This window comes from Rhizobium sullae (assembly GCF_025200715.1).
GTDB lineage: Bacteria > Pseudomonadota > Alphaproteobacteria > Rhizobiales > Rhizobiaceae > Rhizobium > Rhizobium sullae.
Window position 1 is genome coordinate 1,605,289 of sequence record NZ_CP104143.1, and the last position, 24,608, is coordinate 1,629,896.

At 59.9% G+C, this 24,608-nt stretch carries 28 protein-coding genes, 1 tRNA gene and 1 pseudogene; 13 read left to right on the forward strand and 17 right to left on the reverse strand.

The annotated features are described in order from the left end of the window. Nucleotides 1-15 precede the first annotated feature (15 nt). Nucleotides 16-954: a DMT family transporter gene (locus tag N2599_RS08090; protein WP_027513189.1), complete on the reverse strand. Its 939-nt coding sequence runs from the start codon at nucleotides 952-954 to the stop codon at nucleotides 16-18. Between the two features lie 58 nt (nucleotides 955-1,012). After that, nucleotides 1,013-1,726: a lipoyl(octanoyl) transferase LipB gene (lipB, locus tag N2599_RS08095; RefSeq protein ID WP_027513188.1), complete on the reverse strand. Its 714-nt coding sequence runs from the start codon at nucleotides 1,724-1,726 to the stop codon at nucleotides 1,013-1,015. Nucleotides 1,727-1,901: 175 nt separating this feature from the next. On the opposite strand from lipB, the gene N2599_RS08100 reads away from it, so the two are divergent. Continuing rightward, a tRNA-Leu gene (locus N2599_RS08100) sits at nucleotides 1,902-1,986 on the forward strand. 122 nt (nucleotides 1,987-2,108) lie between these two features. Here N2599_RS08100 and N2599_RS08105 read toward each other — a convergent pair. Further along, a complete protein-coding gene (locus tag N2599_RS08105; RefSeq protein WP_027513187.1) occupies nucleotides 2,109-2,600 on the reverse strand; it encodes a BON domain-containing protein in 492 nt (163 codons plus the stop codon). 75 nt (nucleotides 2,601-2,675) lie between these two features. Further along, nucleotides 2,676-3,170 (reverse strand): peptide deformylase, encoded by a 495-nt coding sequence (locus N2599_RS08110; RefSeq protein WP_027513186.1) that lies wholly within the window; start codon nucleotides 3,168-3,170, stop codon nucleotides 2,676-2,678. Between the two features lie 235 nt (nucleotides 3,171-3,405). Between N2599_RS08110 and mgtE the strand changes: the two genes are divergently transcribed. Together mgtE and N2599_RS08120 are read left to right on the forward strand one after the other, a co-directional pair. Further along, on the forward strand, nucleotides 3,406-4,821 hold the full coding sequence (gene mgtE / locus N2599_RS08115; protein WP_027513185.1) for a magnesium transporter: 1,416 nt from the start codon (nucleotides 3,406-3,408) through the stop codon (nucleotides 4,819-4,821). Between the two features lie 66 nt (nucleotides 4,822-4,887). After that, the gene (locus N2599_RS08120; protein WP_037143694.1) at nucleotides 4,888-5,280 is read left to right on the forward strand and encodes a MerR family transcriptional regulator; all 393 of its coding nucleotides are present in this window, start codon (nucleotides 4,888-4,890) and stop codon (nucleotides 5,278-5,280) included. A 92-nt stretch (nucleotides 5,281-5,372) separates the two neighbouring features. Here the strand turns inward: N2599_RS08120 and N2599_RS08125 are convergent, their stop codons facing one another. After that, nucleotides 5,373-5,501 carry a methyltransferase family protein gene (locus N2599_RS08125; protein ID WP_244915100.1) on the reverse strand — a complete coding sequence of 43 codons (129 nt, stop codon included), beginning with the start codon at nucleotides 5,499-5,501 and terminating at the stop codon, nucleotides 5,373-5,375. Between N2599_RS08125 and N2599_RS08130 the strand changes: the two genes are divergently transcribed. Continuing rightward, nucleotides 5,500-5,808: a hypothetical protein gene (locus N2599_RS08130; protein WP_027513183.1), complete on the forward strand. Its 309-nt coding sequence runs from the start codon at nucleotides 5,500-5,502 to the stop codon at nucleotides 5,806-5,808. The two genes, N2599_RS08125 and N2599_RS08130, sit on opposite strands and share 2 nt — an antisense overlap. A 74-nt stretch (nucleotides 5,809-5,882) precedes the next feature. On the opposite strand, the gene N2599_RS08135 is transcribed toward N2599_RS08130, so the two are convergent. Both N2599_RS08135 and N2599_RS08140 read right to left on the reverse strand, forming a co-directional pair. Continuing rightward, nucleotides 5,883-6,848, reverse strand: coding sequence for an acetyltransferase domain-containing protein (locus N2599_RS08135; RefSeq protein WP_027513182.1), 966 nt, complete (start codon nucleotides 6,846-6,848; stop codon nucleotides 5,883-5,885). Beyond that, nucleotides 6,848-7,612, reverse strand: a complete 765-nt coding sequence (locus N2599_RS08140) for a DUF599 domain-containing protein (RefSeq protein WP_027513181.1) — start codon at nucleotides 7,610-7,612, stop codon at nucleotides 6,848-6,850. The genes N2599_RS08135 and N2599_RS08140 overlap by 1 nt, the downstream gene beginning before the upstream one ends. A gap of 183 nt (nucleotides 7,613-7,795) precedes the next feature. Between N2599_RS08140 and N2599_RS08145 the strand changes: the two genes are divergently transcribed. After that, complete coding sequence (locus N2599_RS08145; protein ID WP_027513180.1) at nucleotides 7,796-9,202, forward strand: L-serine ammonia-lyase; 1,407 nt, start codon at nucleotides 7,796-7,798, stop codon at nucleotides 9,200-9,202. Nucleotides 9,203-9,265: 63 nt separating this feature from the next. Next, entirely contained in the window at nucleotides 9,266-9,703 is a 438-nt protein-coding gene (locus N2599_RS08150) for a DUF1489 family protein (protein WP_027513179.1), read from the forward strand. Nucleotides 9,704-9,705: 2 nt separating this feature from the next. On the opposite strand, the gene N2599_RS08155 is transcribed toward N2599_RS08150, so the two are convergent. From N2599_RS08155 to N2599_RS08185, 7 genes and pseudogenes are all read right to left on the reverse strand, one after another. Continuing rightward, a complete protein-coding gene (locus N2599_RS08155) occupies nucleotides 9,706-9,978 on the reverse strand; it encodes a hypothetical protein (RefSeq protein ID WP_027513178.1) in 273 nt (90 codons plus the stop codon). Between the two features lie 110 nt (nucleotides 9,979-10,088). Then, a complete protein-coding gene (locus N2599_RS08160) occupies nucleotides 10,089-11,621 on the reverse strand; it encodes a D-alanyl-D-alanine carboxypeptidase (RefSeq protein ID WP_027513177.1) in 1,533 nt (510 codons plus the stop codon). A gap of 122 nt (nucleotides 11,622-11,743) precedes the next feature. Next, nucleotides 11,744-12,525 (reverse strand): annotated as a pseudogene (locus tag N2599_RS08165) (hypothetical protein). Between the two features lie 217 nt (nucleotides 12,526-12,742). Further along, nucleotides 12,743-13,342, reverse strand: coding sequence for a transglutaminase-like cysteine peptidase (locus tag N2599_RS08170; protein WP_027513175.1), 600 nt, complete (start codon nucleotides 13,340-13,342; stop codon nucleotides 12,743-12,745). 348 nt (nucleotides 13,343-13,690) lie between these two features. Further along, nucleotides 13,691-14,659, reverse strand: coding sequence for a prolyl aminopeptidase (gene pip / locus N2599_RS08175; RefSeq protein ID WP_027513174.1), 969 nt, complete (start codon nucleotides 14,657-14,659; stop codon nucleotides 13,691-13,693). Nucleotides 14,660-14,726: 67 nt separating this feature from the next. Further along, nucleotides 14,727-15,341, reverse strand: coding sequence for a PilZ domain-containing protein (locus N2599_RS08180; protein ID WP_027513173.1), 615 nt, complete (start codon nucleotides 15,339-15,341; stop codon nucleotides 14,727-14,729). Between the two features lie 123 nt (nucleotides 15,342-15,464). Further along, nucleotides 15,465-16,079, reverse strand: a complete 615-nt coding sequence (locus N2599_RS08185; RefSeq protein ID WP_037143692.1) for a PAS domain-containing protein — start codon at nucleotides 16,077-16,079, stop codon at nucleotides 15,465-15,467. A 297-nt stretch (nucleotides 16,080-16,376) separates the two neighbouring features. On the opposite strand from N2599_RS08185, the gene N2599_RS08190 reads away from it, so the two are divergent. Beyond that, nucleotides 16,377-17,147 carry a rhomboid family intramembrane serine protease gene (locus N2599_RS08190; protein ID WP_027513171.1) on the forward strand — a complete coding sequence of 257 codons (771 nt, stop codon included), beginning with the start codon at nucleotides 16,377-16,379 and terminating at the stop codon, nucleotides 17,145-17,147. A gap of 103 nt (nucleotides 17,148-17,250) precedes the next feature. Next, on the forward strand, nucleotides 17,251-17,685 hold the full coding sequence (locus tag N2599_RS08195) for a CBS domain-containing protein (RefSeq protein WP_027513170.1): 435 nt from the start codon (nucleotides 17,251-17,253) through the stop codon (nucleotides 17,683-17,685). A gap of 15 nt (nucleotides 17,686-17,700) precedes the next feature. Here N2599_RS08195 and N2599_RS08200 read toward each other — a convergent pair whose 3' ends face one another. The 3 genes from N2599_RS08200 to folE form a co-directional block, all read right to left on the reverse strand. Further along, entirely contained in the window at nucleotides 17,701-18,672 is a 972-nt protein-coding gene (locus tag N2599_RS08200; RefSeq protein ID WP_027513169.1) for a patatin-like phospholipase family protein, read from the reverse strand. 116 nt (nucleotides 18,673-18,788) lie between these two features. Further along, complete coding sequence (hisI, locus tag N2599_RS08205; protein WP_027513168.1) at nucleotides 18,789-19,241, reverse strand: phosphoribosyl-AMP cyclohydrolase; 453 nt, start codon at nucleotides 19,239-19,241, stop codon at nucleotides 18,789-18,791. A 23-nt stretch (nucleotides 19,242-19,264) separates the two neighbouring features. Continuing rightward, nucleotides 19,265-19,879 carry a GTP cyclohydrolase I FolE gene (folE, locus tag N2599_RS08210; RefSeq protein WP_027513167.1) on the reverse strand — a complete coding sequence of 205 codons (615 nt, stop codon included), beginning with the start codon at nucleotides 19,877-19,879 and terminating at the stop codon, nucleotides 19,265-19,267. 306 nt (nucleotides 19,880-20,185) lie between these two features. On the opposite strand from folE, the gene N2599_RS08215 reads away from it, so the two are divergent. From N2599_RS08215 to N2599_RS08235, 5 genes are all read left to right on the forward strand, one after another. Next, on the forward strand, nucleotides 20,186-20,632 hold the full coding sequence (locus N2599_RS08215; protein WP_027513166.1) for an iron-sulfur cluster assembly scaffold protein: 447 nt from the start codon (nucleotides 20,186-20,188) through the stop codon (nucleotides 20,630-20,632). A 12-nt stretch (nucleotides 20,633-20,644) separates the two neighbouring features. Beyond that, nucleotides 20,645-21,037: a membrane protein insertion efficiency factor YidD gene (gene yidD / locus N2599_RS08220; protein ID WP_027513165.1), complete on the forward strand. Its 393-nt coding sequence runs from the start codon at nucleotides 20,645-20,647 to the stop codon at nucleotides 21,035-21,037. Between the two features lie 10 nt (nucleotides 21,038-21,047). Continuing rightward, nucleotides 21,048-21,584: a DUF1697 domain-containing protein gene (locus tag N2599_RS08225; protein ID WP_198521683.1), complete on the forward strand. Its 537-nt coding sequence runs from the start codon at nucleotides 21,048-21,050 to the stop codon at nucleotides 21,582-21,584. 123 nt (nucleotides 21,585-21,707) lie between these two features. Beyond that, nucleotides 21,708-23,711: a threonine--tRNA ligase gene (gene thrS, locus N2599_RS08230; RefSeq protein WP_027513163.1), complete on the forward strand. Its 2,004-nt coding sequence runs from the start codon at nucleotides 21,708-21,710 to the stop codon at nucleotides 23,709-23,711. 68 nt (nucleotides 23,712-23,779) lie between these two features. After that, complete coding sequence (locus N2599_RS08235) at nucleotides 23,780-24,607, forward strand: lysophospholipid acyltransferase family protein (protein WP_027513162.1); 828 nt, start codon at nucleotides 23,780-23,782, stop codon at nucleotides 24,605-24,607. The last annotated feature ends 1 nt before the right edge of the window (nucleotide 24,608 follow it).

The following is a 24,608-nucleotide window of genomic DNA, read 5'->3' on the forward strand; positions in this document are numbered from 1 at the left end:
ACAAACGTTAACCGATTATGCAGGCGTCTCCGACGATTTTAGCGATCGTGATTGAACGCGTTCGCGCCAGATGATGAAAAGACCTGATGCGACGATGATGAAAATGCCGATCCATTTGGAAAAATTGGGAAAATCGTCGAACAGCGCGTATCCGAGCACCGTCGCCGAGATGATCTCGAAATATTGGAACGGGGCAAGCAGCGACAGCGGCGCCAGGCGGAATGCCTTGACGACCAGCATATGTGCATATCCGGAAATGGTGCCGAGGATCAGCAGAAGGAAGAGGCCCAGCGTGGAGGAAGGGAGCGACATCTCGAAATCGGGTATCGCAAGCGCATTTCCGCCAAGGAGCGCGGCGCCCATAAAGAGCGTTCCGCCGATTCCGGCCATGGTCTGCATCGTCAATGGCGAATCAGCCTCACCGATCGCGCGGTTAAGGAAAAGATAAAGGGAAAAGAGGAAGGCGCAGCACACCGGCAGCAGCGCCTTCAGGCCGAAGATTTCGTAGCTCGGCTGGATGACGATCATCGCGCCGCCGAATCCGACGACGATCGCCATCCATCGCCGCCAGCCGACTGTGTCCCCGAGAAAAAGCGCCGAAAGCGCCGTCAGCATGAAGGGCTCGACAAAATAGATCGCGAAGACATCGGCGAGCGGCATGTATTTGACCGCGACGAAGAAAAGCAGGCTGGCTGCACCATGCAAGGCGCCGCGCAAAAGGTTCATCCACGGCCGCTTGGCCGAAAGCGCCTTCCAGCGGAAAACGGCAAACAAGATAGGAAGCGTGCAGGCAACCTGAAAGAAGAAGCGGTAGAAAGTCACTTGGCCAGGCGACATCGCCTCGAAGGTCGCCATGTATTTGGCGATCGCATCCATGGCGGGCAGGACGACCATGGCGCCGGCCATGATGCCCATGCCTTGAAGCGGATTTTGCGGAGACTGTTCTTGGGACATCGTGCGGCTTTCGGGAACGAAGCCATCAACCATAGGAATGCATGCCGATCAATACGGCTTAGCGCTCGCCCACCGTTTCGCCGAAGACCGTTCCGAAGGCTTCCCGCAGACGGATATCCACATCCGCCATCATCACCGGCAGGCCAAGATCGACTAGGCTCGTCACGCCATAGGCGGAAATCCCGCACGGCACGATGCCAGTAAAATGATCGAGGTCCGGATCGACATTGAGCGACAGGCCGTGAAACGTCACCCATCGGCGAAGCCGGATGCCGAGTGCGGCAATCTTGTCCTCGCTCATGCTGCCGTCCGGCAGCAGCGGTTTCTCCGGCCGTCTTACCCAGACGCCGACGCGATCCTCGCGCCGCTCGCCGCGCACATTCATCGAATCGAGCGTGCGGATCACCACTTCTTCCAGCGCTGCAACGAAAGCGCGCACATCTTGACGACGGCGCTTGAGATCAAGCATCACATAGGCAACGCGCTGGCCGGGGCCATGATAGGTATATTCGCCGCCGCGGCCGGTCGCAAAGACCGGGAAACGATCCGGCTGCACAAGGTCCTTTGCATTGGCGCTGGTGCCCGCCGTATAAAGGGGCGGATGCTCGACGAGCCAGACAAGCTCGTCGCCGCCTTCGGCGATCATCGCCACCTCGCGCTCCATCGCTCCTACGGCCTCTTCGTAGGCTACGAGACCATCGGCGATGCGCCAGCGCACCGGTTTTGAGCCTTCAAGCGGAAACATGGAGAATTGCAGATCGGTGCGCAGCATGGACTTTCCCTCGCCGCACGGCGATCACAGGCGGCAGACCGCCTATATGGCCCCGTTCGACGTGCAATTCAAATGCTGTGATTTGTTTTGCAAAAATCTGTCATATCGCCCTTGTGCACCCCAAATGCTTTTGCTACATGCTGCCCCGCCGACGCAAATCGGCACCTACCACGATGCGGTCGTGGCGGAATTGGTAGACGCGCAGCGTTGAGGTCGCTGTGGGGCAACCCGTGGAAGTTCGAGTCTTCTCGACCGCACCATTTCTCTTCCAGAGATTAAGACGTCCGATCGCGCGGACAGCATGAAAAATGGGCCGGGTTTCCGGTCCTTTTTCGTTTGCCGGCATGCTAGACGGTTCGTGCCGCCTTGATTGTCAGGGTCTTCAATCCTCGTCCGACAGATGCGAATCGACGCCGATCGTTTCCAGGCGGTTGCGGACACGGTGGACGCCATCGACTGAAAGGGCCCCGAGTTCAACCTTGCGGGCCATGCCGATGGTTTCGACCGCGCCTTCCAACGTTACGGTGTGGCCGTCAGCGTGAACATCGATGCTGTCGAGGTTTAAATCCGGGATGTTTTCCAGGTTCTCCGTCACGCGCGCTTCGAGGTCATCACTTTCGTCGCGGTCGATCGTATTGGCCCTGAGCGAATCCTTGAGCCGGTTTTCGTTACCGTCTTTATCCGTGCCGTCAACGCGAAAGCCGCCGTTTGGATCGCGGTCGAAATTTGCCGGCGTTTCGCCGTAGGCTCGATTTCCCGGCCCGGCCGATCTTGCTCCGTCGGAGTAGGGCCAGCCCTCGTCAAGATTGCGTTCTTCGTAATCGCGATAATCGTCTTCGCGCGAAAAGGTTGTCTTGTCGTTCTTCTTCGGCATCGTCGTTCTCCCTCAGGCGTTACCTTGATCGAAGAACGCTCACGGTCCGGAATGGTTCGCCAAAGTTTCGTGAAATCACCGCGCCGCTTTTTCCCATTTCCGGATCAGTCGGTCGCGCTTCAGCTTCGACAGGCGCTGAAGCCAGAATATGCCGTCAAGTTGGTCCACTTCGTGCTGGATGCAGATTGCCAGGAAGCCATCGGCATCGTCTTCATGCTGGACGCCGTTGATGTCCTGATAGCGAAAACGGATCGCGGCGGGCCTCGCGACATCGTCGGTCACTCCGGGCATTGAGACGCTTCCTTCGGTCTGGCGCGTGAGTTCGTCCGAAACCGACGTGATTTCAGGATTGATATAGATCCGAATGCCGTCTGCCTTGCTGAGCTCGATCACAGCCACCCGCAGGAAGACACCGACATGGGCGGCCGTGATGCCGACGCCGGGTGCCGCGCGCATCGTCTCCAGCAGATCGTCCGCAAGCTCGCGCAGCGCCGAATCGAAGACTGTCACCGGTTCGCAGACTGTCTTCAAGCCGGGATGCGGATAATGAAGAATGGGACGAATGGCCATCGGCGGGCGGTCCTGGTTTCCTAGCGCGCGGAAACTATCGGCAAGACGGCGCATTGTCATCTGCGGGGACGCGCTTGGCGCTAGACGGCGAGGCGTGTTTCGGCTAGCAGGGCTGGAATTCGAGCGGGCCGGGAGGCAGGCGGAATTCGCTTATCCGGTTGTTGACAATGCTCTTTCAGCCGCCATTCTCGAATGCGGCGCGACAGTCGTTAATCTTGGAACGCGAGGACGACAGATGACGGAAACCGGAGAAGACGACCGCATCCGCAGACGTCCGGACGACGAAGGCGCCGACATCTACGACGAGGACGGTAACGTCCGTAGCGACTTTCTGGCGCTTGTCGGCGCTGCCATCGCCGACCGTGACACGATCTTTCTCCGGCAGAACGTCGCGCGCCTTCACGAGTCGGAAATAGGCGACCTGCTGGAATCGATCCAGCCGGATCAGCGCCTGGCGCTTGTCCGCCTCCTCGGCGACGATTTCGACATGACGGCGCTGACGGAGGTCGACGAAGCGATCCGCCGCGAAATTGTTGACCAGATACCGAACGAGCAGATTGCCGCTGCAATTGGCGACCTCGATTCGGACGACGCTGTCTACATTCTCGAGGACCTGGACAAGGAAGACCGGGAAGAAATCCTGGCGCAGCTGCCGTTCACCGAGCGGGTGCGCCTACGCAGGGCGCTGGACTATCCGGAAAGTTCCGCCGGCCGCCGCATGCAGACGGAATTCGTGGCGGTGCCGCCATTCTGGACCGTCGGGCAGACGATCGACTACATGCGCGAGGAGGAGGACCTGCCTTACTCCTTCACGCAGATCTTCGTTATCGACCCGACCTTCAAGCTGCTTGGCGCCGTCGATCTCGACAAGCTTCTCCGCACCAAGCGGCAGACGAAGATCGAGGCGATCATGCGCGAGACGACCCATCCGATTCCGGCCGAGATGGACCAGGAAGAGGCGGCCCAACTCTTCGAGCAATACGACCTTCTCTCAGCCGCCGTCGTAGACGAGAACGATCGCCTTGTCGGTGTTCTTACCATCGATGACGTGGTCGACGTCATCCACGAAGAAGCGGATGAAGACATCAAGCGCCTCGGCGGCGTCGGTGACGAAGAGCTTTCGGACAATGTCATCTCGACCGTCCGCTCGCGCTTCCTCTGGCTGGTGATCAATCTCGGCACGGCGATGCTGTCGGCCAGCGTCATCGGGCTCTTCGATGCATCGATCGAGAAGATGATCGCACTTGCCGTGCTGATGCCGATCGTGGCGTCCATGGGAGGCAATGCCGGCACGCAGACGATGACCGTGACGGTGCGGGCGCTGGCGACCCGCGACCTCGACATTTACAATGCCGGCCGCATCATCCGCAGAGAGGCGGGCGTCGGCATCATGAACGGCATCGTCTTTGCGAGCATCATGGGCACGATTGCCGGCGCGTGGTTCCACGACTATCAGCTCGGCATGGTCATCGGCGCCGCCATGATCATCAATCTGATGGCTGCGGCTCTCGCAGGCATTCTTTGGCCGCTTCTTCTGGACAAGGTCGGCGCGGACCCGGCCATCGCGTCGTCCGTTTTCGTGACGACCGTCACCGATTGCACTGGCTTCTTCGCCTTCCTCGGCATCGCCACCTGGTGGTTCGGAATCTGAGCCGAACCTGCATAAATTGACTATTACGTAAAAGTCAATATTATGGGGCACGAGAGTGGGAAACCAATGCCAGTGAATAAATACTATAGCATAACGGAGCTGACGCGCGAATTCGGTGTGTCGACGCGCACGCTTCGCTTCTACGAAGACGAAGGCCTGATCCATCCGGAACGCCGCGGGCGCACGCGCCTGTTCCGTCCGGCCGACCGGCGCCTGATTCAGGAAATCCTGCGCGGCCGCCGCATCGGCTTCACCATCGCAGAGATTCGCGAGATCATTCAGGTCTACAAGGATCCTCCGGGGGAACTCGGCCAGCTCAAGCTTTTGATGAAGCGCATCGACGAAAAACGGGAAGACCTGCGCAAGAAGCGCAAGGACATCGACGATACGCTGACGGAGCTCGACAATATCGAAGAGGCCTGCCTCGGCCGTCTCGCAGAAATCGGCGTGGGCACCTGAGCGTCAGATCGAACCTCTGGTTCTTCTGCAATAGCCTTCGAAATCGCAGCCGAAGCGGGCCTGCAGGTGCCGTTCTTCCCGCCGACTGCGACCTAGAACCAACTGTTTCCCGTCACGAGGCCGAAGGCGATCGTTGCAAGCGTGTAGCCGAGATAGATCGGATTGCGCGTGCAGCGGAAGGGACCGCGGGTGACGAGACGGGCTGTTGCGCGATTCCGCATGATCGTCGTCCCGCTCTCCAGCAAAGTCTTGATCGCCCATATGGCGGCGATGAGAACTTTCCACCTGAATGGCCGGCATGCGCAACAGCAGGTAGCTTCAGTCGCGACAGGCACGGTCTGCCAGATTAGCTACCCCTTCCTTTATCGCTGCTATGACGGGAGCGCTCGACGCACCTGGACTATGCCTTTCCACGAGGTGCTCCGGGTCGGCGTAGGTGAGTGCTGCACCAATGATCCAGGCAAAGGCGGCATGCATCCGGGGTACCGGAAGCCCGACGATTTCGCCAAGCAGGAAAGCGGAGAGTAAAGCGTGGCCGTATAGAACCGGCGGCCATGGAAAATTTCAGCGGCTTCGAACGATAGGCATTCATCGAACGACCGTCATTGCGCTTCGGTGCTGCACTCCAATGCGATACGCTGTACCCTTTCATCTTTATCCGCCTGGATTGCGCCAGACTGGAGCGGCGTGAACAGGTTTTCGCCCTGCAATCTTTCGAGCGTGCACTGGCAGAAGCTGCGGCAAAGCGCTTCTCCTTCCTGGACGACGCAGGAGGATTGGCACTGCTGCAGGTAGGTCTGCACGGGATCCGGCTTTGCGGGCGGCGCGACAATCGAAAGCGCATAGGCGATCGAGATCAGGACCGGCTGGTGGATCAGGTAGATGGCGAGGCTGTGGCGGCCGGCTTTTGCAAGCAAAGTGGTGCCTGTGCCAAACTTTGCGAGCCATTCTGCCCAGCCCTGCTTCAGCGTTATGCTCGAAACGCCCATACCGATGAGAAAGGGCCCGATCCATGGCAGAACAGGCACATAATCGTTCGATCGCGGCACCGTCTGGGAAAGGCCCACCCACCAAAGCCACGGCGTGTCGAAGAATGAAGAGCGCAGATAGAGCGGGGCGACGACAGCCGCAATGCCGGCGGTGATGATCAAAATCCCAGGCAGGCGCAAGAAGAGCAGGCCGATGACGCTTGCCGCCGCGATACTGTGCAGAATGCCGAAAAAGATCGCGCCCTGCGGCATCGCAATTGCCGTCGCGGCCGTGATGAGAGCCGCGGCCGAAACGATCATGCCAAGCCGCCGGAGATAGGCCTGGCGCCTGATGCTTGGTGTGCCGGCAAACATCAGGCTGACACCGGCGAGGAAGAGGAAGGTCGACGCGATCGCACGGGCATAGATCTTCAGCCACCCAGTCTCCGCCGTCCCGCGCGCCAGATAGCCCATGAACTCCATGTCCCAGGTAAAGTGGTAGGTCGCCATGGCAATCAGCGCTGCGCCGCGTGCCGTATCGAGCAGGCCGATGCGCGGTGGCCGGGCGGACGTACCGTTTTCGCTCGCAGAAATAGTCATCACAATCCCCCGGACAAATCACTTCCGCTATCTTGCGGCGTATCGCGGCGAATAGCAGAAAGGTGGAGATCTGATGGCGGGTTGGCATCCATGATAGCCAGACGCGCCTCCGAGAAGAACTGCCGGCGCGTCAGCACGACGACGATGACCGCGGTCGTCGCCATGAAAACGTAAGCATTCACGAACCAGCCGAGATAACCGATCGACAGGAAGATCGCGCGAAGACCCTCGTTGAAATGTCCGCCGGCAATGACGTTCATGCGAATGACACGTTCAGCGGCGCGCTCGGCAGCGATGATATCGGTCTCGCTGTCGCGCACCATTGGGATCGAGCCGAAGAGTATGCTGCAGTAGTTGAAGAGCCGGTAAGACCAGCCGAACTTGAAGAAGGCGTATGCGAAAAGGGCCGCCAACCCGCCGACCTTGAGTTCGAAACTCGCGGTGCCGCTGCTGAATACATAAGGCAGATCGGCGAAGATGGCACTCACCTTGTCCGTCGCGCCGAGCAGTGCAAAGCAGCTGCCGATCGCAAACATGGAGGTCGATGCAAAAAAGGCCGTGCCGTTCTGCAGACCGGCCATGATCTGCGTATCGATCATCTTCAGGTCGCGGCGCAGCGAATTATAGATCCATTCGCGCCGCCGCTCGGTCATGGCATGGGTCAGGCTCGTGCGGCCGAAGAATGTCCTGCCGCGCAAGAGCCACGAATAACCGAGCCAGAGCATGGCGAAGAAAGCCAGCGCGATATAATCCGCAACCGTCAGCATCAATGTTACAAATCCCGCATTCGACGCCGCCACTCTACAGATGCAATTGCCTGCTGCAATGACTGGCAAGACGTGCCAATTCGTTTTAGTGTCGCGCCAATTAAACGCGATGTCGGTTCGTCGCGAGCGCCGAACTAACCTTTTGGATAGTCTGACGGAAGATTTTCACAGGAAACACACATGTTCCTTTCGGTATTCGACGTTTTCAAGATCGGTGTCGGGCCGTCGAGCTCGCATACGATGGGGCCAATGTCGGCAGCCAACCGCTTCCTCGACCTAATCCTTTCGAACGAGTGGCCGCGTCCATCCTCCGGCGCCCAGGTTGCGGCGATCAAGGTCAGCCTGCACGGTTCGCTTGCCCATACCGGCATCGGCCACGGGACGGGCAGGGCGGTCATTCTCGGCCTGATGGGCGAGAAACCCGATAGCGTCGATCCGGACAAGATGGACGGCATCATCGACCAGGTGGAGCGCTCCGGCCGCATCAACCCGCCCGGCCACCCAGCCTATTTTTTCATGCCGAAGAACGACCTGGTCTTCGACAAGAAGCAGCCGCTGCCGGGCCACGCAAACGGCATGTCCTTCTCCGCCTACGACAAGGACGAACGTCTGCTCCTGAAACGTATCTATTATTCCGTGGGCGGCGGTTTCGTCGTCACCGATACCGAGCTCGAGCAGATGCGCGCCAGGAAGAAGGCCGTCGCGGGTGCGACCAGGGTTCCTTATCCCTTCGCCACCGCCAAGCAGATGCTGGAGATGGCGGAGCGTTCGGGTCTGAGCATTGCGCAGATGAAGCGCGCCAACGAGGAGAGCCAGCGCAGCCGCGAGGAACTTGATGCGGGACTCGACCGTATCTGGGAAGCCATGCGCTCCTGTATCGAGCGCGGCCTCAAGGTCGACGGCGTCATGCCAGGTGGATTGAACGTCCGGCGCCGTGCGCGGAAAATCCATGACAAGCTGCAGGAAGAGTGGAGGAGCAACCGCATCAATCCGTTGCTCGCCAACGACTGGCTGAGCGTCTATGCCATGGCCGTCAACGAGGAGAACGCGGCAGGCGGCCGCGTGGTGACCGCGCCCACCAATGGTGCTGCGGGCGTCATTCCGGCAACGATCCGCTACTACGAGCATTTCCACGAAGACTGGGATCAGAATGGCATTCGCGACTATCTGCTGACGGCTGCTGCCGTCGGCGGCATCATCAAGCACAATGCATCGATTTCCGGCGCCGAAGTGGGCTGTCAGGGCGAAGTGGGTTCTGCTGCAGCGATGGCAGCTGCGGGACTTGCGGCGGTGATGGGCGGCACGCCGGCGCAGATTGAGAATGCCGCGGAAATCGCGCTGGAGCACCATCTCGGCATGACCTGCGATCCGGTTGCCGGACTCGTCCAGGTGCCGTGTATCGAGCGCAATGCGCTCGGTGCCGTCAAGGCCGTTACCGCCGCGTCGCTTGCCGTCAAGGGCGATGGCCAGCATTTCGTGCCGCTCGACGCCTGCATCGAGACGATGCGCCAGACGGGTTACGACATGAGCGAGAAATACAAGGAAACCTCAACCGGCGGGCTGGCGGTCAACGTCGTCGAATGCTGAGCCTGTGGACTTGCGACCGGTAGTCGCTTGACGCTGCCCGTCAAAAGGATTTCAACGGGCGGCATGGCATTGCATCTGATCAAATTATGCGTCGGCGCCGACTCGATCGAGGATCTGCGCGAATGGGTGGCGGAGCGTGTGCTGCGGGCGATTGCGGCCGACCTCGAGCCGCATTCCGTTCACACGACGCGCATGGTTCCGAAACGCGTGGATGAACTGCTTGACGGCGGCTCTCTTTATTGGGTGATCAAGGGCCAGGTGCAGGCGCGCCAGAAGCTCTTGGACATCCAGACGTTCAAGGACGGCGAAGGAATCGGCCGGTGCCACCTGATTCTCGGCCCGGAAGTGATCGAAACCGCCGCACAACCAAAACGCCCCTTCCAGGGCTGGCGCTACTATCCGGAAGAAGACGTGCCGCGGGATATTGCGACACTTGGAGATGGCGTTGCAGAAATGCCCGCGGATTTGCGCCGCGAGCTGTCGGAGCTCGGATTGCTGTAACTTCAGCGCAGCCGCAGCATGACCGGCGATTTACCGTCCGGGCAGGTGACATGCAGATGGATGCTGGCTTCCGGCTGCGAGTAGCGCCAGGCGCGCGCGCCGTGGCAGAGCAGCAGGTTGATGAGATCCTTCGTCTTTGCGGACTTTGCTCTCGGCCGGTGCAGGCCGATCTCCGCAAGTCTGAGCGCAGCCTCGTGCAGCGGATGAAGGCCGAACCGCGCCGGCTTGCCTGAACTGCGGGGCGGAAAACCCGTTACATTTCCATTGGTGGCCATAATCGTCCCCGTACGCATTACAAATCGAGGTTATGAACTGTGGCCGGCGCCGCTAACACCGATTCCGACCGTGAACGGCGCCGTCAGGAGCACTGGCGGCGCCGTATCTCTCATTGGGCAGCTGCCCAGCATTTGACGCCTGCGCGCTTGAGCGCCTTGCAGGCATTGACGGCGTCGCGCTGGTCGTCGAAGCCACCAAAGCGGGCGCGATAGACCTGATCGCCGCCGTTTGCGTAGGCGACCGCGAAGGGTTTCGCAGAACGCAGCGCCTTGCCGCCCTTGCTCTTGGCATTCTCCAGCAGGTCCATCGCCATTTCGCGGCTGGACGATACGCCGATCTGGACGACCCACCCGCTGGGACCCTGCTCGGTAACCGGAGCCGGCTTTGCGGCAGAGGCCGCAGGGCCAACCGAAGCTGTCGTGAGAGCATCGACCGGATTGCCGGCGGGCTCGTCCGGCGGCATGTAGGCCGGGGCGGAAGTGGGGACAGCGACGGAGGCTTGCTTGAAGCTCTTGGTCTTCACCTTGGTCGGAGCAGGGATCTCCGTCTTCTGTCCGGCAAGAAGCGGGTTTTCGGATTTCGCGGCGGGCGCGTCGGTATAGGCGACGGCAGCGGACGCCACCTCATAGCGCGCGTCCGGCGTCGGGCCCTTGCGCGGCAGGTCGACATCGGCGGCCGCAACAGGAATTTCAGCTACAGAAGCGGCAGGCGAGGGAATTGGCGTCGGCGCCGTCTGCGCAATCAGATTGGAGCCGCCGCGCGTGGAAGCCTTCGGAAGATAGGTCGCAATCAGTTTGCGCATCTGTCCATCGCGGGCAGGCGTGGAGGCGCCGCCCATGACGACGCCGACGATCAACTTGCCGTCGGCCTGCACGGAGCTAACGAGGTTGAATCCGGCAGCCCGGGTATAGCCGGTCTTGATGCCATCGACGCCGCGCACGGAACCGACAAGCCGATTGTGGCTGCGGATGACGCGTTTGCCAAACTTGAAGCTGCGCGTGGAGAAATAGCTGTAATACTGCGGAAAATGCTGGCGAAGGGCGATTCCGAGACGGGCCTGATCGCGCGCCGTGGTCATCTGCGCAGTGTTCGGCAGGCCGTTGGCATTGCGATAGGTGGTGCGGGTCATGCCGAGCGCATGCGCCTTTGCCGTCATCATCTGGGCGAACCGGCTTTCGCTGCCGGCAAGCAATTCGCCAAGCGCGGTTGCCGCGTCATTGGCGGAGAGCGTCACAAGACCGAGGATGCCCTGTTCGACGCTGATGGAGCCGCCGGCCTTGACGCCGAGCTTGGTCGGAGCCTGCGCTGAAGCGTAAGCCGAGAACGGGACGCGCGTGTCGAGACGGAGGCGGCCCTGCTCGAGCGCCTCGAAGACCATGTAGAGCGTCATCATTTTTGTCAGTGACGCCGGATACTGCAGGCGGTCGGCATTCTCGCTGTAGAGAACATTGCCGGACTTCGCATCGACGACGATGCCCGCATATTTCGAATTTGCGGCTTCTGCTTCGGCCGTAACCGACCCGACGAGGAGAGCCGTTGTTGCGATCGCGATCGCCGCGAGCATCTTCACCAGGAAACTGCCGGATCGCGGCGATGATACGAAGGATATTGACCTTGACACTATTTCACTCTTCGCTTGCATTTTCAGATGTTTGTATCGGCCGCACATCTCCTCGTCGTCGCGGCCATCGTCTTTTGAAATTAACCGGGCGGGGTTACCAATCCGTTTATGATTAATCGTTTGTTTCGCCGTCCTGACGCATTTTAGCGGGGTGTTGTGGAATGGGTCACAAGACGGGCCTCCACAAAGGTGCGAATAGCGGCATCAATATGGTCCCAGTCCTGCAAATGACGGCTTGAGAAGCGGTAAAGGACGCTGAGGCCTTTCCCGGCCTTGATGTCGCGCTGGCAATCCCCGCTCGTGGCATTGGCCGCGGAAGACGACAGGATGCAGCGCACGGCATAGGCGGCCTGGTTCATTCGCGGTGCCGTCAGCAGAACTTCGCCGCCATAACCTGCCTCGGCTTTCAGATTGTGAAGGGTCAAGCCGTTACCATAGAGAACGGCGGCGTCTTCCATCAGGTGCGAATAAATGGGCTCGAGGCGGCCGGACATGTCCTGCGACATCGTGCTCTGGGTGATTTGAAGGAAGATGAGATTGGCGGACTGCGAGACGTCGTCGAAGCGTCCGCGGTGTTGCTTCGTATAGCCCTGCAGTTCCGGCCAAGTGAGATAGACATCGGCACGCTCGGCAACTCCGTTGCGTCTCTGGCTCGGGAAGCGGATGACGTTCTCGGGCAGATTGAGCGTGTCGCGCCCGATGGTGATCATGACGGCGGCCGTATCGTCGGTATTGCCAGCGAGCGTAATGTGCCGGCCGATCCAGCGGCCGCCGATGCTGATGCCCAGCGTCAGCATTGCAAGCACTGCAACGACTGCGGTCAGCCAGAGGGTGAAGTCATTCGAGAAGCGAGGCGACTCGTCGGATGCGGCGGCGCTGCGGGCGAGGTTGCTCATGGCGGTTCTTCGGTGTCTGACCGCCGCAAACGAAACTGGAGCCGCCGGTGCCTGGATGAATCTTACCGCATCATCGGGTGGATGCAGTTAAAGAAAGATTAACCCTGATTGCCGGGCGTCCCTCAAAAAGGATGAGCCGCTCCCGGGACAGCAGGAGCGGCTCCAGGGCGCCGGTCGGGACGGGGATGCGGGGTGACTGACCGGGCCGAGTGGGACCCGCCGGTATTTCCGGCCGGGCGATTTGCCTTAGCGTACGCTACCAACCGCGACGGCACGGCCGTCCTGCAGCTTCGTCCAACGTGCGGGATCATCTGCGGACTGGCGCTTTAGAAAAGTGTATTCGGTGTCCGCCCAGAGCATCACCTTGTTGCGCATGTTGTCGAGAATGAAGTCGCCGTGGTCGGTGCGGACCGTCAGAACGGCATGGCCCTCGCCGTTCGGCTGCATGACGACCGTTATCAGCGCATCGGATGGAGAGATGCCGGCATCGATCAGCATCTTGCGCTTCAGTAGCACGAAATCCTCGCAATCACCGACAGTGCGCGGGTAGGCCCAGCGTTCTTCCACGCCGAAGATTTCCTTGTCGGTCATCGGCTGGATCTGCGCGTTGACCTCGTAGTTGATCTTAAGAATGGTCTTCCAACGCTCCTGGGTCAGGATCGCGGGGCCGGCGTCGCCACCGTCATAAGCGCATTCGCTCGCGTTTACCTTGCAGAATTCGTAGTGGCCGATCGGCGGGCTTGCGTTGCCTGCAAGGGTCATATTGGCAGGCGCCGCTTGTCCCGAGCCCGTCATTGCCATCATCAGGATACCGGCCAGAAACGTGCCTTTGAGTGCATTGAACATTGTCTTTGTCGTCCCCGTTTTGTGAGGATGACAATGACAGGGACGTTTTTATCCTGCGCAAAATTTCGCAGTAAAATTAATAGCTTAGTTTATTCAAAAGCACGTAAAACCTAATTAAAAACAAAATCAAATACGCATAAAACTCGATGCAGTTTCGAATAAAATTTTACATATCGGCACAAGGTTTACTGATGCTGCAAGCGCTGCGTTTCCGTGATAAAGTTAACGGCAGAGACCGATCGCCGTAAATTCTGTCTCCAGCCGCCAGGCACCCGCGCGCGGCGCGACACACCGAGCGGCACACCAGGACAGCGAGCGAGGCTTATTTTTCGCAGCGGCGCCCAAGAATTATTTTCGGAAAATTTCGCGAAATTCGTCGGTTGCGCCAACGATGGCGGAGGAGATTGTCGCGTTTGACATCGAGTGGGCGGCGTTCTCAATCACGACAAGGCGGCTGCCGGGCCATGCTTCGGCGAGTTCCCAAGCAGTTGTCAGCGGGGCTTCCAGGTCGAGGCGGCCCTGGATCAGGATGCCGGGTATCCCGGCCAGCCGCCCAGCGTTGCGGAGCAGGAAACCATCTTCAAGCCATGCGCCGTTATAGAAGTAGTGCGTGACGATCCGCGCACGGGCGAGCAGATAGTCGGGATCGTGCCAGCGGCGGGGAAATCCATCCGGATCGGCCAGAAGGATCGATGCAGCCTCCCAGCCGTGCCAATCGCGTGCCGCCTTCATGCGGGCTTCCTGATCAGACGCATTCAGCAATTGGTGAAAGGCCGAAAGCGTATCGAGATGGCGGAGGTTTGGCGGTATGGCTTCGCGCAGCCACCGCCATTCCTCGGGAAAGAAGCGTGCCATGCCATGGCAGAGCCAGTCGATTTCGGTGCGGCGGGTGGTCGTTACTCCAGCGATCGCCATGGCTCGTACGCGATCGGGATGGCTCTCAGCATAGGCGAGGGCCAGCGTCGAGCCCCAGGAGTTCGCGAATATCACCCAGCCGTCGACATCGAGGTAAAGCCGAAGCCGCTCTATGTCGTCGACCAAATGCCACGTGGTGTTTGCCGCAAGGTCCGTGCCGAACTCGGCGGCACTCGGCAGGCTGCGGCCGCAATTGCGTTGGTCGAAGAGCACGATGCGATAGGCTGAAGGATCGAAGTAGCGTCGTGCGGTCGTCGAGCAGCCCGAGCCGGGACCGCCATGGAGAACCAGTGCAGGCTGGCCGGCAGGATTGCCGCAGCATTCCCAGTAGATCCGGTTGCCAGCTCCGGCCTCCAGGAATCCTGTGTCATAGGGCTCGAGTTCGGGATAACGCGATGACATGCAAAGACCGCCTGTTTCGGGCTGCCTTCATCAGTCATAGCCGTAACACTGAAATGACAAAGGCCGCTTAGAGGAATTCTCGCAGCGTCTCACGGGACTGCAGCGAGAGGAACTCTAGCGCAACGCCCTCGCTGAAATGTCGAACGACGCGGCCGCGCATGTTGCCGAGGCGAACCGGCGTGCCGATCGCGGGGCGCACCTCCATGTCGACCGCAGCACCCGACAACGACAGGTCCATGATGCGGCAGGTGTAGCGCGTGCCGTCCTCAAGCGTCAGCTCGGTCTTCGTTTCACGCGGGGTCAGACGATCATGACGCCGGTCTTCCGGCAGGCCGAGCTCATGCTTGTTGGCAAGCCAGGTGAGTTGCGCGGCGAGCTTCTCCCGCTTACGCTCGGTGGCGTTGATCGACATCGTGAAGCCGCGCGCATCCACGGTCAGAACGTGACCTTCGACGCGCCCGAGATGATCGATATACGCGACGACGCGCTCATTGGCACGCGGGCGGCCGGCACAGGTGACATACATGTCGCCCGGCGACATATCGATCACCGTACATTCGTATTCCTCGTAATTCGCAAGCATGAGGCGGCCCTGCATATTGATGGGCACACGCTGGAAGACACCCTGCTCAGGGCGCGGCACTGTTGTCCGTGGCGTCTGGGCTTGCTGGAATGAGTGCATGAAAGCGCTTCTTCATAAAATGTTATACCGCAATCATTACCCGCAATCCCTTAACAGAAGGTTGTCCTGAAGGGGTCAAATACAGCCTGAAGCATAGGATAAGGCTGTGCCGGAATGAGACGGTCAGCGCGGCGCGCCGGAAAACAATGAAGACATCATGCGGCCGAGGACAACACCGAAGCCATCCCGACGTTCGGCGGCGGCTGTGAATGGCCAGCTGCTCCCACCGCCGTTCTGCCCGGGTTTGTCGCGGAGCAGGCGGCTGCGGTCGAGTGCCAGGAAATCGAGCGGCACGATTTCCAGCCAGCTTGCCGCGACGGATGGCGCAATGGCGCCGAAAAGCCGCGCGCGGCAGCCGTTCTCGCAGCGCAGCGGCATGACGATGATCTCGAAGGTTGCCTGATGGCCTGCCGTGCTGTAGCCGGTGGCATTGAGCAGCGTCGGGATGACGTGATGCATCGCGCCCAGAAGCGTTGCCTCGATGTCATAGGCATGGCCGTCGCCGAAGAGTTCGGCAAAGCTCTCGTCGCGCAAATCGCGGCCGAAGAGATCGCAGATGCGCGTGCCGGCAAGCCGGAAGGTTACGGCGCCCAGATCGTCGTTCTTTTCGAGAATGAAAAGGCTCGGCAAAAGGTGGCCAAGGGCCGACGGTTCGATCTGCGATTTCAGCGGCGCGTCGCAGGCACCGCGCAGGCGGTTCCAGTAATCGTAAATATCGATGATCGTCTGATGACGCACGGCGCACCAACCTGTTTCATTTCGGTTCAAATTCAAGCCCGAACGGCTCTTCTGATCCTTACCATGCGGATTTCATGCCAACCGCAGGCAGTTAAGGTTAAGGAACGGTTTCAATTGCCGCCGATCACATGCCGTGCAACTGTCGTGTATCGCTTCGGAAACGAAGTTCAGCACGTTCACTGATCGGGCGCGGGGTCATTCTCGGGGACGCTCGGCAAGCCGTCCGGCTCGTCCGGGCGGCTTTTTTTTTGATCCTCGCTCCTGTAAGGCTGGGGCCTCAATCCGGCGAGGACGCATATGGACGATCACAGGACGGAGCCGGAAACGGCTGAGGAAATGCCAGTTGAAAAGACCCGGACGCCGGTTTTCAATTTGCCTGGCATCCTGCTGGGGACGCTCTGTCTGCTCGGTGCGATCTATGCGGTCCAGTCGTTCATCCTCTCCGCAAACGCAGTCGACTGGCTTTTCATCACCTTCGGCTTCATCCCGGTGCGCTACGTGATTCCTTTCTCCGAACAGGGACTGCAATGGCTCTGGTCGCCGGTGACCTATTCGCTGCTGCACGGCAGCGTGGAGCATATACTCTTCAACGGGCTGTGGCTGATGGCGTTCGGCGCGCCGGTCGTACGACGCATCGGTGGCTCGCGCTATGTCATCTTCTGGGTTCTCTCGTCGATCGCCTCCGCAGCGCTTCATGTAGGATTGAACTGGGGCGATCCGACCTTGCTTATCGGCGCTTCCGGCGTGGTTTCCGGGCTGATGGGAGCCGCCTGCCGCTTTGCGTTTCCGCCAGAACGAAGAGTGCCGCGTCCGGCGCACCTCAATCCGCGGCTGTCGGTGATCGAATCCTTCCGCAGCCGCACGGTTATCGTGTTCACGCTCTTCTGGATGATCGGCAATGGACTGATCGCGGTCGGCATTCCGCTGATCGGCGACCCCAACCAGCCGATCGCCTGGGACGCCCATATCGGCGGTTTCATTTTCGGATTCTTTCTCTTCCCGTTCTTCGACAGGAATTTTCCGGCAGAGCCTGAGGTTTCAGAAGAACCGGATATATTGCAATCTTGAGCTTTGGAGTGCACCATCCGAAGTGATCCGCGTTGGGACGAACAGCCCTTCACAGGTGCCTCGGTTCAGTTAAGTGTTTCACTTTCGATATGGGAGGTTTCGAATGTCCAACACCGTAAAAGCCATCCTCGACCTGAAGGGCCGCAACGTCGTCACGGCCGGGCAGAACACGACCGCCGGCGAAGCGGCCAAAGTGCTCAGCAGCCGCAAGATCGGCGCAGTCGTCATCGTCGGCGTGGAGGGCCGTATTGCCGGGATCTTTACCGAGCGCGACCTCGTCAACGCCGTTGCGAAGTTTGGCAAGGACTGCCTCGATCAGCCGGTTGTCTCGCTGATGACATCCAGGGTCTTCCGCTGCCACGAAGACACGACGGTCAACGAGTTGATGGAACTGATGACCAGCCGACGCTTCCGCCACCTACCGGTTGAAACCAATGGAAAGCTCGTCGGAATCGTTTCGATCGGCGACGTTGTGAAGACGCGCATCGCGGAAGTCGAGCGCGAAGCAGAAGAAATCAAGGCCTATATCGCGGGCTGAGGTGTTCGCCGGCCGTCACACCTGGCTGGCGAATGCTTCCTGCATCCGCCGGAGTTCGGGAAGCCGCGCCTTGGCTTCCTCGTATCCGCGATCGATCGCTTCGCCGGCCCGATGGAACTCCGAGAGGCCGATGTCGCTGAGACGCGGATGCAGCGAAATGTCCGGCGGATCGCCGGCAAGGCGCGCCCGCGAAATCCTGTCCTGGATGATATTGAAGGCCTGCACCATCACGCCGGTCATTCCGAGGCGCGCGTAAGGTGCTTCCTCCTGCTTCTGCACTTCCTGAAGCGTCAGGCTCGCATTATGCTTGACGACTGCGGACCGGCCGAAGAGGTCGTAGTTCAAATTGACGGCCACGACGAGCTGCTGTTCGTAGCTGCGGCAGACCGAAACCGGCACCGGATTGACCAGCGCGCCGTCGACCAGGGTGCGACTGTTGCTGCGAACCGGTTCGAAGATGCCGGGCAAGGCATAGGATGCGCGCAGCGCCGTAATTAGCGAGCCGCTGGAAATCCAGACTTCGTGGCCGGTGTTCACCTCCGCAGCGACTGCCACGAAAGGACGGTCGAGGTCTTCGACGTTCAGACCTTCGAGATGCTCCTGCATGCGTTTCGTCAGACGCATGCCGCCGAAAAGTCCGCTGCCGCCGATCGTAAGGTCAAGTAGGCTTGCGATGCGCCGCATCGTCAGTGAACGGGCGAAGGCCTCCAGTTCGTCCAGTTTGCCGGCAAGGTAGCAGCCGCCGACCAGCGCACCGATTGAGGTTCCGGCGATCATGCCGACTTCGATGCTCGCCTCGTCCAGTGCCCGCAGCACCCCTATATGTGCCCAGCCGCGCGCAGCACCGCCGCCAAGCGCCAGCGCAATCTTTGCTCTCTTAGGGGGAAGGGTGGACGTCAGAGGAGCTGTCATATCTGGAACTGTCGAGGCACCGGAACCTGAATCACCTGCTTCAGAGCTCTGACGATGCAAACTCCAGTTCAGCATGGCGTGCCTCCTCCAGGCATAAAATATTGCGGTTTATTATAGTGTCTCCGTTCCTTTCCAAATCGTATACGGCAGCGCTTCCTGTCTCAATAACGAGCAGACAACTGATACGTGCGCTACTTTCCGTAGACGTCTTTCGGGTCGAAATGCCTCTCGTCATCAACGATATCGAGCATTGGTTTCCCGTCGCGAAGCGTCACTGTACGGTAGAAGCAGGAACGGCGACCAGTATGGCACGTCGCGTCGTGCCCGGCGACCTCTACTTTTAGCCAGATTGCATCCTGATCGCAGTCGGTGCGGATTTCCTTCACGGTCTGAACGTTGCCGGATGTCTCGCCCTTCATCCAGAGCTTGCCGCGCGACCGGCTGAAATAATGAGCCTTGCCCGTCTGAATCGTCAGCGCCAGCGCCTGCGCGTTCATATGCGCAACCATCAGGATCTCGCCATCGTGCACATCGGTGACGATCGCGGTGATCAGGCCTCGATCGTCGAAGCGGGGCGTGAAATCGCCGGCATCTTCCAGCTCGGATTTGTCGTCGGACGGCGCATTGAATGCAAACGGCATCATTCGGCTCTCTTAGTGGAGCCGTATTAGCGGCTCCGCACCATGGTCATGAATCGCACCTGTTCGGCGGGCTCGGCTTTGAAGGTCCCGGTAAAGGTTGTCGTCAATGTGGTGGAACCCTGCTTTTGTACACCGCGCATCGCCATGCACATATGTTCGGCTTCGAGCATGACCGCAACGCCGCGCGGAGCCAGCGTATCGTCGATCGCCTTGGCAATCTGCGCGGTCATGGTTTCCTGTGTCTGCAAACGGCGGCCGTAGATCTCGACGACGCGGGCGATCTTCGAAAGCCCTAGGACCTTTCCGTCGGGTATATAGGCGACATGCGCCTTGCCGATGATCGGGACCATGTGATGTTCGCAGTGCGAGTAGAACGGAATGTCCTTCACGAGAACCATATCGTCGTAGCCGGCAACCTCTTCGAAGGTGCGGCCGAGAACGTCTTCCGCGTCCATGTCGTAGCCGGCGAAAAGTTCGCGATAGGCTTTGGCAACACGGTTAGGCGTGTCGATCAAGCCTTCGCGCGACGGATCGTCACCAGCCCAGCGAAGCAGAACGCGAATTGCGTCTTCCGCTTCCTTCTGGCTGGGGCGTTCGGAGTCACGGTTGTTCTGCGGAAAATTCTTTACGATGGCGTCCATACTGCTCAAGTCTCCTGGTCCGCGAGTGTGCAGACCGTCTTTCGGACTCGCCACTGGTATCCCCTGTCAGGAATGTTGCACCTTTGGCAGGCTCCGGGGCTTTCGGGGCGGCTCATAGCCCGTCCGGCACGGTTTCCCAATCAAACTTACCCGAGGCCATTGCATTTTCATGGCCTTCGAACGACATACATATAGGAAGACGGCGTCTTCATGTAAGTATGCTAGCACGACACGGTGTGTTTTTTGTTTATGATACAATGACCGCCGATATGGGCCGATCCGCGGCAATCTGGAGCGGAATTCATCATGGACGACATCTATAACAGCAAAATCCTCGAATTTGCAGGCAATATTCCGCTGACAGGCAGCCTTGCCGATGCTGACGCAAGCGCCCAGGCGCATTCGAAACTCTGCGGCTCCAAGGTGCGGATCTGGCTGAAGATGGATGGCGATACCGTCACGGCTTTTGCCCATGACGTCAAGGCGTGCGCGCTCGGCCAGGCATCGTCCTCGATCATGGCCCGCCACGTGATCGGCGCAACGGGTGGCGAACTTCGCAAGGCCCGTGAAGACATGCTCGCGATGCTGAAGGCGGACGGAGAAGGTCCGGAAGGCCGATTCGAGGACATGCGCTACCTGCGGCCGGTCAAGGACTACAAGGCTCGCCACGCATCCACCATGCTGACTTTCGACGCTGTCGTCGATGCGGTTGGGCAGATCGAAGCGAAGCGCGCGGAAATGGCGGAGGCGTGAGCGGCGTAAGCGATGTGCGAATTCTGCTCGACAAGCCACGATAAGGACGAAGGCGGCGCGGCAGCTTCGCAAAGAAAGCCTTTGCGGTTTTCCCGAAACTATACCGGCCCTTTCCGCAAGACCCCCGATCGCCTGCTCGGCATGGGAATTATCCGGCTTTATCAGCTGACCTTGTCCGGCTTCATCGGCAATTCATGCCGGCATATTCCGACATGCTCCGAATATGGCTACGAGGCGATCGCACGCCACGGCCTCTGGGCCGGCGGCTGGATGACCGTCTTCCGCGTCGGGCGCTGCGGGCCGGGCGGAACGAGCGGTCTTGATCCCGTACCTGAAAGGCTGGAGCAGCGCCTTCATTGGTGGACGCCGTGGCGCTATTTCGCGCTCGGACGGAAAATGGGCTGACGGCACGCCGATGCCACATAAGATCGCCTATGTCGCGCTCCTTCACAGCATTGTGCTCGCGCCCGGACGCAGGGTCGTGATGTCCGATCTTCGCGACATGGCGGCGGCTCTCGGCTACCGCAACCCGCGCACGCTGGTTTCGACCGGCAATATCGTCTTTGAAGCAGACAATGCACCACTCGGCGACATCGAGGCGAAGCTTGAAACTGCCTTCAAATCGAAGTTCGGCAAGCCCGTCGATATCATCGTCCGCAAGGGCGAGGACTGGTTGAGGCTGGCGAACTCCAATCCATTTCCGGATGGCGATGGCAGCCAAGTGATCGTCCGCGTCATGCGCAAGCCGCTCGAACGGCCCGCTCTCGACGCGCTTCAGAAGTACGTCGAGGCCAACCAGCGTTTGGCGCTTACCGATGGCGATCTCTGGATCGATTTCGCCGGCAAACCCAGCGAATGGAAGCTGCTGTCGGCGCTCACCACCAAGCGCATGGGCGCCGGCACGCTGCGCAATTGGAACACGGTGCGTGGCCTTGCCGAAATGATCGGCTGAACAGGGTCTGCCTTTACTCAAACGCCAAATCTCGGTATCAGGCGGCAGCGCGTTCGTGCGGACGAAGCGCTTCATTGCAACCACCCGCATTCGTTGGCGGGACTGGACAAGGAGAATATCGATATGTCCCAATCCGTTTCTCTGACTTTCCCCGATGGCAATCAACGCAACTTCGACACCGGCACGACCGGCCGCGACGTTGCCGAATCCATTTCCAAGTCGCTTGCCAAGAAGGCCGTCGCCATTGCGATCGATGGCACCGTGCGCGACCTTTCCGATCCCGTGACGACGGGCAAGATCGAGATCATCACCCGTAACGACGCGCGCGCGCTGGAACTCATCCGCCACGACGCAGCACACGTCATGGCGGAAGCCGTGCAGGAGCTTTGGCCCGGTACGCAGGTGACGATCGGCCCGGTGATCGAGAACGGCTTCTACTACGACTTCGCCAAGAACGAGCCCTTCACGCTGGACGATCTGCCGAAGATCGAAAAGAAGATGAAGGAGATCATCGCCCGCAACGCGCCCTTCACCAAGCAGGTCTGGTCGCGCGAGAAGGCGAAGGAAGTGTTTGCCGCCAAGGGCGAGCAGTACAAGGTTGAACTCGTCGATGCGATTCCGGAAGGCCAGGATCTGAAGATCTACTATCAGGGCGACTGGTTCGACCTTTGCCGCGGCCCGCACATGGCATCGACCGGTCAGATCGGCTCGGCTTTCAAGCTGTTGAAGGTTGCAGGCGCCTATTGGCGCGGTGACAGCAACAATCCGATGCTCTCCCGTATCTATGGCACGGCCTTTGCCGAGCAGTCCGAACTCGACAACTACCTTCACATGCTTGCTGAAGCCGAGAAGCGCGACCATCGCCGCCTCGGCCGTGAAATGGACCTGTTCCATTTCCAGGAAGAGGGCCCGGGCGTCGTTTTCTGGCATGGCAAGGGCTGGCGCATCTTCCAGGCGCTGGTGGCCTATATGCGCCGGCGTCTGGCCGCTGACTATCAGGAAGTCAACGCGCCGCAGGTTCTCGATACCTCGCTCTGGGAGACCTCTGGGCACTGGGGTTGGTACCAGGAGAACATGTTCGCGGTGAAATCGGCGCATTCGCTGACGCATCCAGATGACAAGGAAGCCGACACCCGCATCTTCGCCCTGAAGCCGATGAACTGCCCGGGTCATGTGCTGATCTTCAAGCATGGCCTGAAGTCCTATCGCGAACTGCCGATCCGTCTTGCGGAATTCGGCACGGTGCATCGCTACGAACCGTCCGGTGCGCTGCACGGCCTCATGCGCGTGCGCGGCTTCACGCAGGACGACGCGCACATCTTCTGCACCGACGAGCAGATGGCCGCTGAGTGCCTGAAGATCAACGACCTGATCCTCTCGGTCTACAAGGACTTTGGCTTCGACGAGATCACCATCAAACTCTCCACGCGCCCGGACAAGCGCGTCGGTTCGGATGAACTCTGGGATCGCGCCGAGAGCGTCATGATGGACGTGCTCACCACGATCCAGCAGCAGTCGAACGACATCAAGACCGGCATTCTGCCGGGTGAGGGCGCGTTCTACGGTCCGAAGTTCGAATATACGCTGAAGGACGCGATCGGCCGCGAATGGCAGTGCGGCACCACGCAGGTCGACTTCAACCTGCCGGAACGCTTCGGGGCCTTCTATATCGACAGCAATTCGGAGAAGACGCAGCCGGTGATGATCCACCGCGCCATCTGCGGTTCTATGGAACGCTTCCTCGGCATCCTGATCGAGAATTTCGCGGGCCATCTGCCGCTCTGGGTTTCGCCACTGCAGGTCGTGGTCGCAACGATCACCTCGGAAGCGGACGGCTATGGCGCGGAAGTTGCCGAAGCGCTACGTGAGGCAGGGCTCAACGTCGAGACCGACTTCCGTAACGAGAAGATCAACTACAAGATCCGCGAACATTCCGTTACGAAAGTTCCCGTGATCATCGTCTGCGGCAGGAAGGAAGCCGAAGAGCGCACCGTCAACATCCGCCGCCTCGGCAGCCAGGAGCAGACCTCGATGCCGCTTGCCGAGGCGATCGAGAGCCTTGCTTGGGAAGCGACGCCGCCGGATATCCGCCGCAAGATCGAAGCCAAGAAGGCGATGGCTGCCTGATTTCTGTCAGACGGCTGTCATCGCTTTGAAATATAGCCGTCCGGTCTTTTACGAGAGGCTGGGCGGCTTTGCGATTCAAACAGCTATCTTATGCGAGCGAAAGCGATTCGCGTCTCAAGCGCTGGCTGATCCGCTCGATCGAGGGGCTCTCCGGGCGCGACCGTTACGTGCGGCTCTACGCTATCTGGCGCAGCGATATCGTTCCAACGCGCGAGCGCGTCTTCGGCAAACTGCTCGATCTCCTTGACGTGCGCCTTGACATCAATGGCGCGTGGCCGCCGGAAACGGCCGCAGACCGGCCGCTCGTCATCGTCGCCAACCATCCGTTCGGTATTGGAGACGGCATTGCCGTGCTGGCTCTTGCCGAACAGCTTGGACGACCATTTCGCGTTCTCATACACAACGAATTGCTCAAGGTTCCGGAAATGGCGGCCTATTCGCTTCCGATATCCTTCGATGAGACGAAAGAGGCCATCGCCCTCAACATGGAGACGCGCCAGGCGGCGGTCCGGCTTCTGAAGGAGGGCGTTGCCGTCATCATCTTCCCAGGCGGCGGCGTCGCCACCGCAAAAAACGGCTTCGGCCGGGCCGAAGATCTGCCCTGGAAGATGTTTCCTGCCAAGCTCGTCCAGGCGGCCGGTGCCAGCGTTCTGCCAATCTATTTCGAAGGCCAGAACGGGCGGCTCTTCCATATCGTCAGCCGCTTCTCGCCGACGCTCCGCCTCTCACTGCTGATCCGCGAATTCCGCCGGCTATCGGGCAAGACGATTGTCGCGCGTGCGGGCCAGGTACTGCCTTATGAAAAACTGCGAAGGAACGACCGCAAGGATCTGCTGGCGGCGCTTTACGATGCAGTCTTTTCGTTGGATTTCGGCACCAAACGAAAGCGCGTCTGAA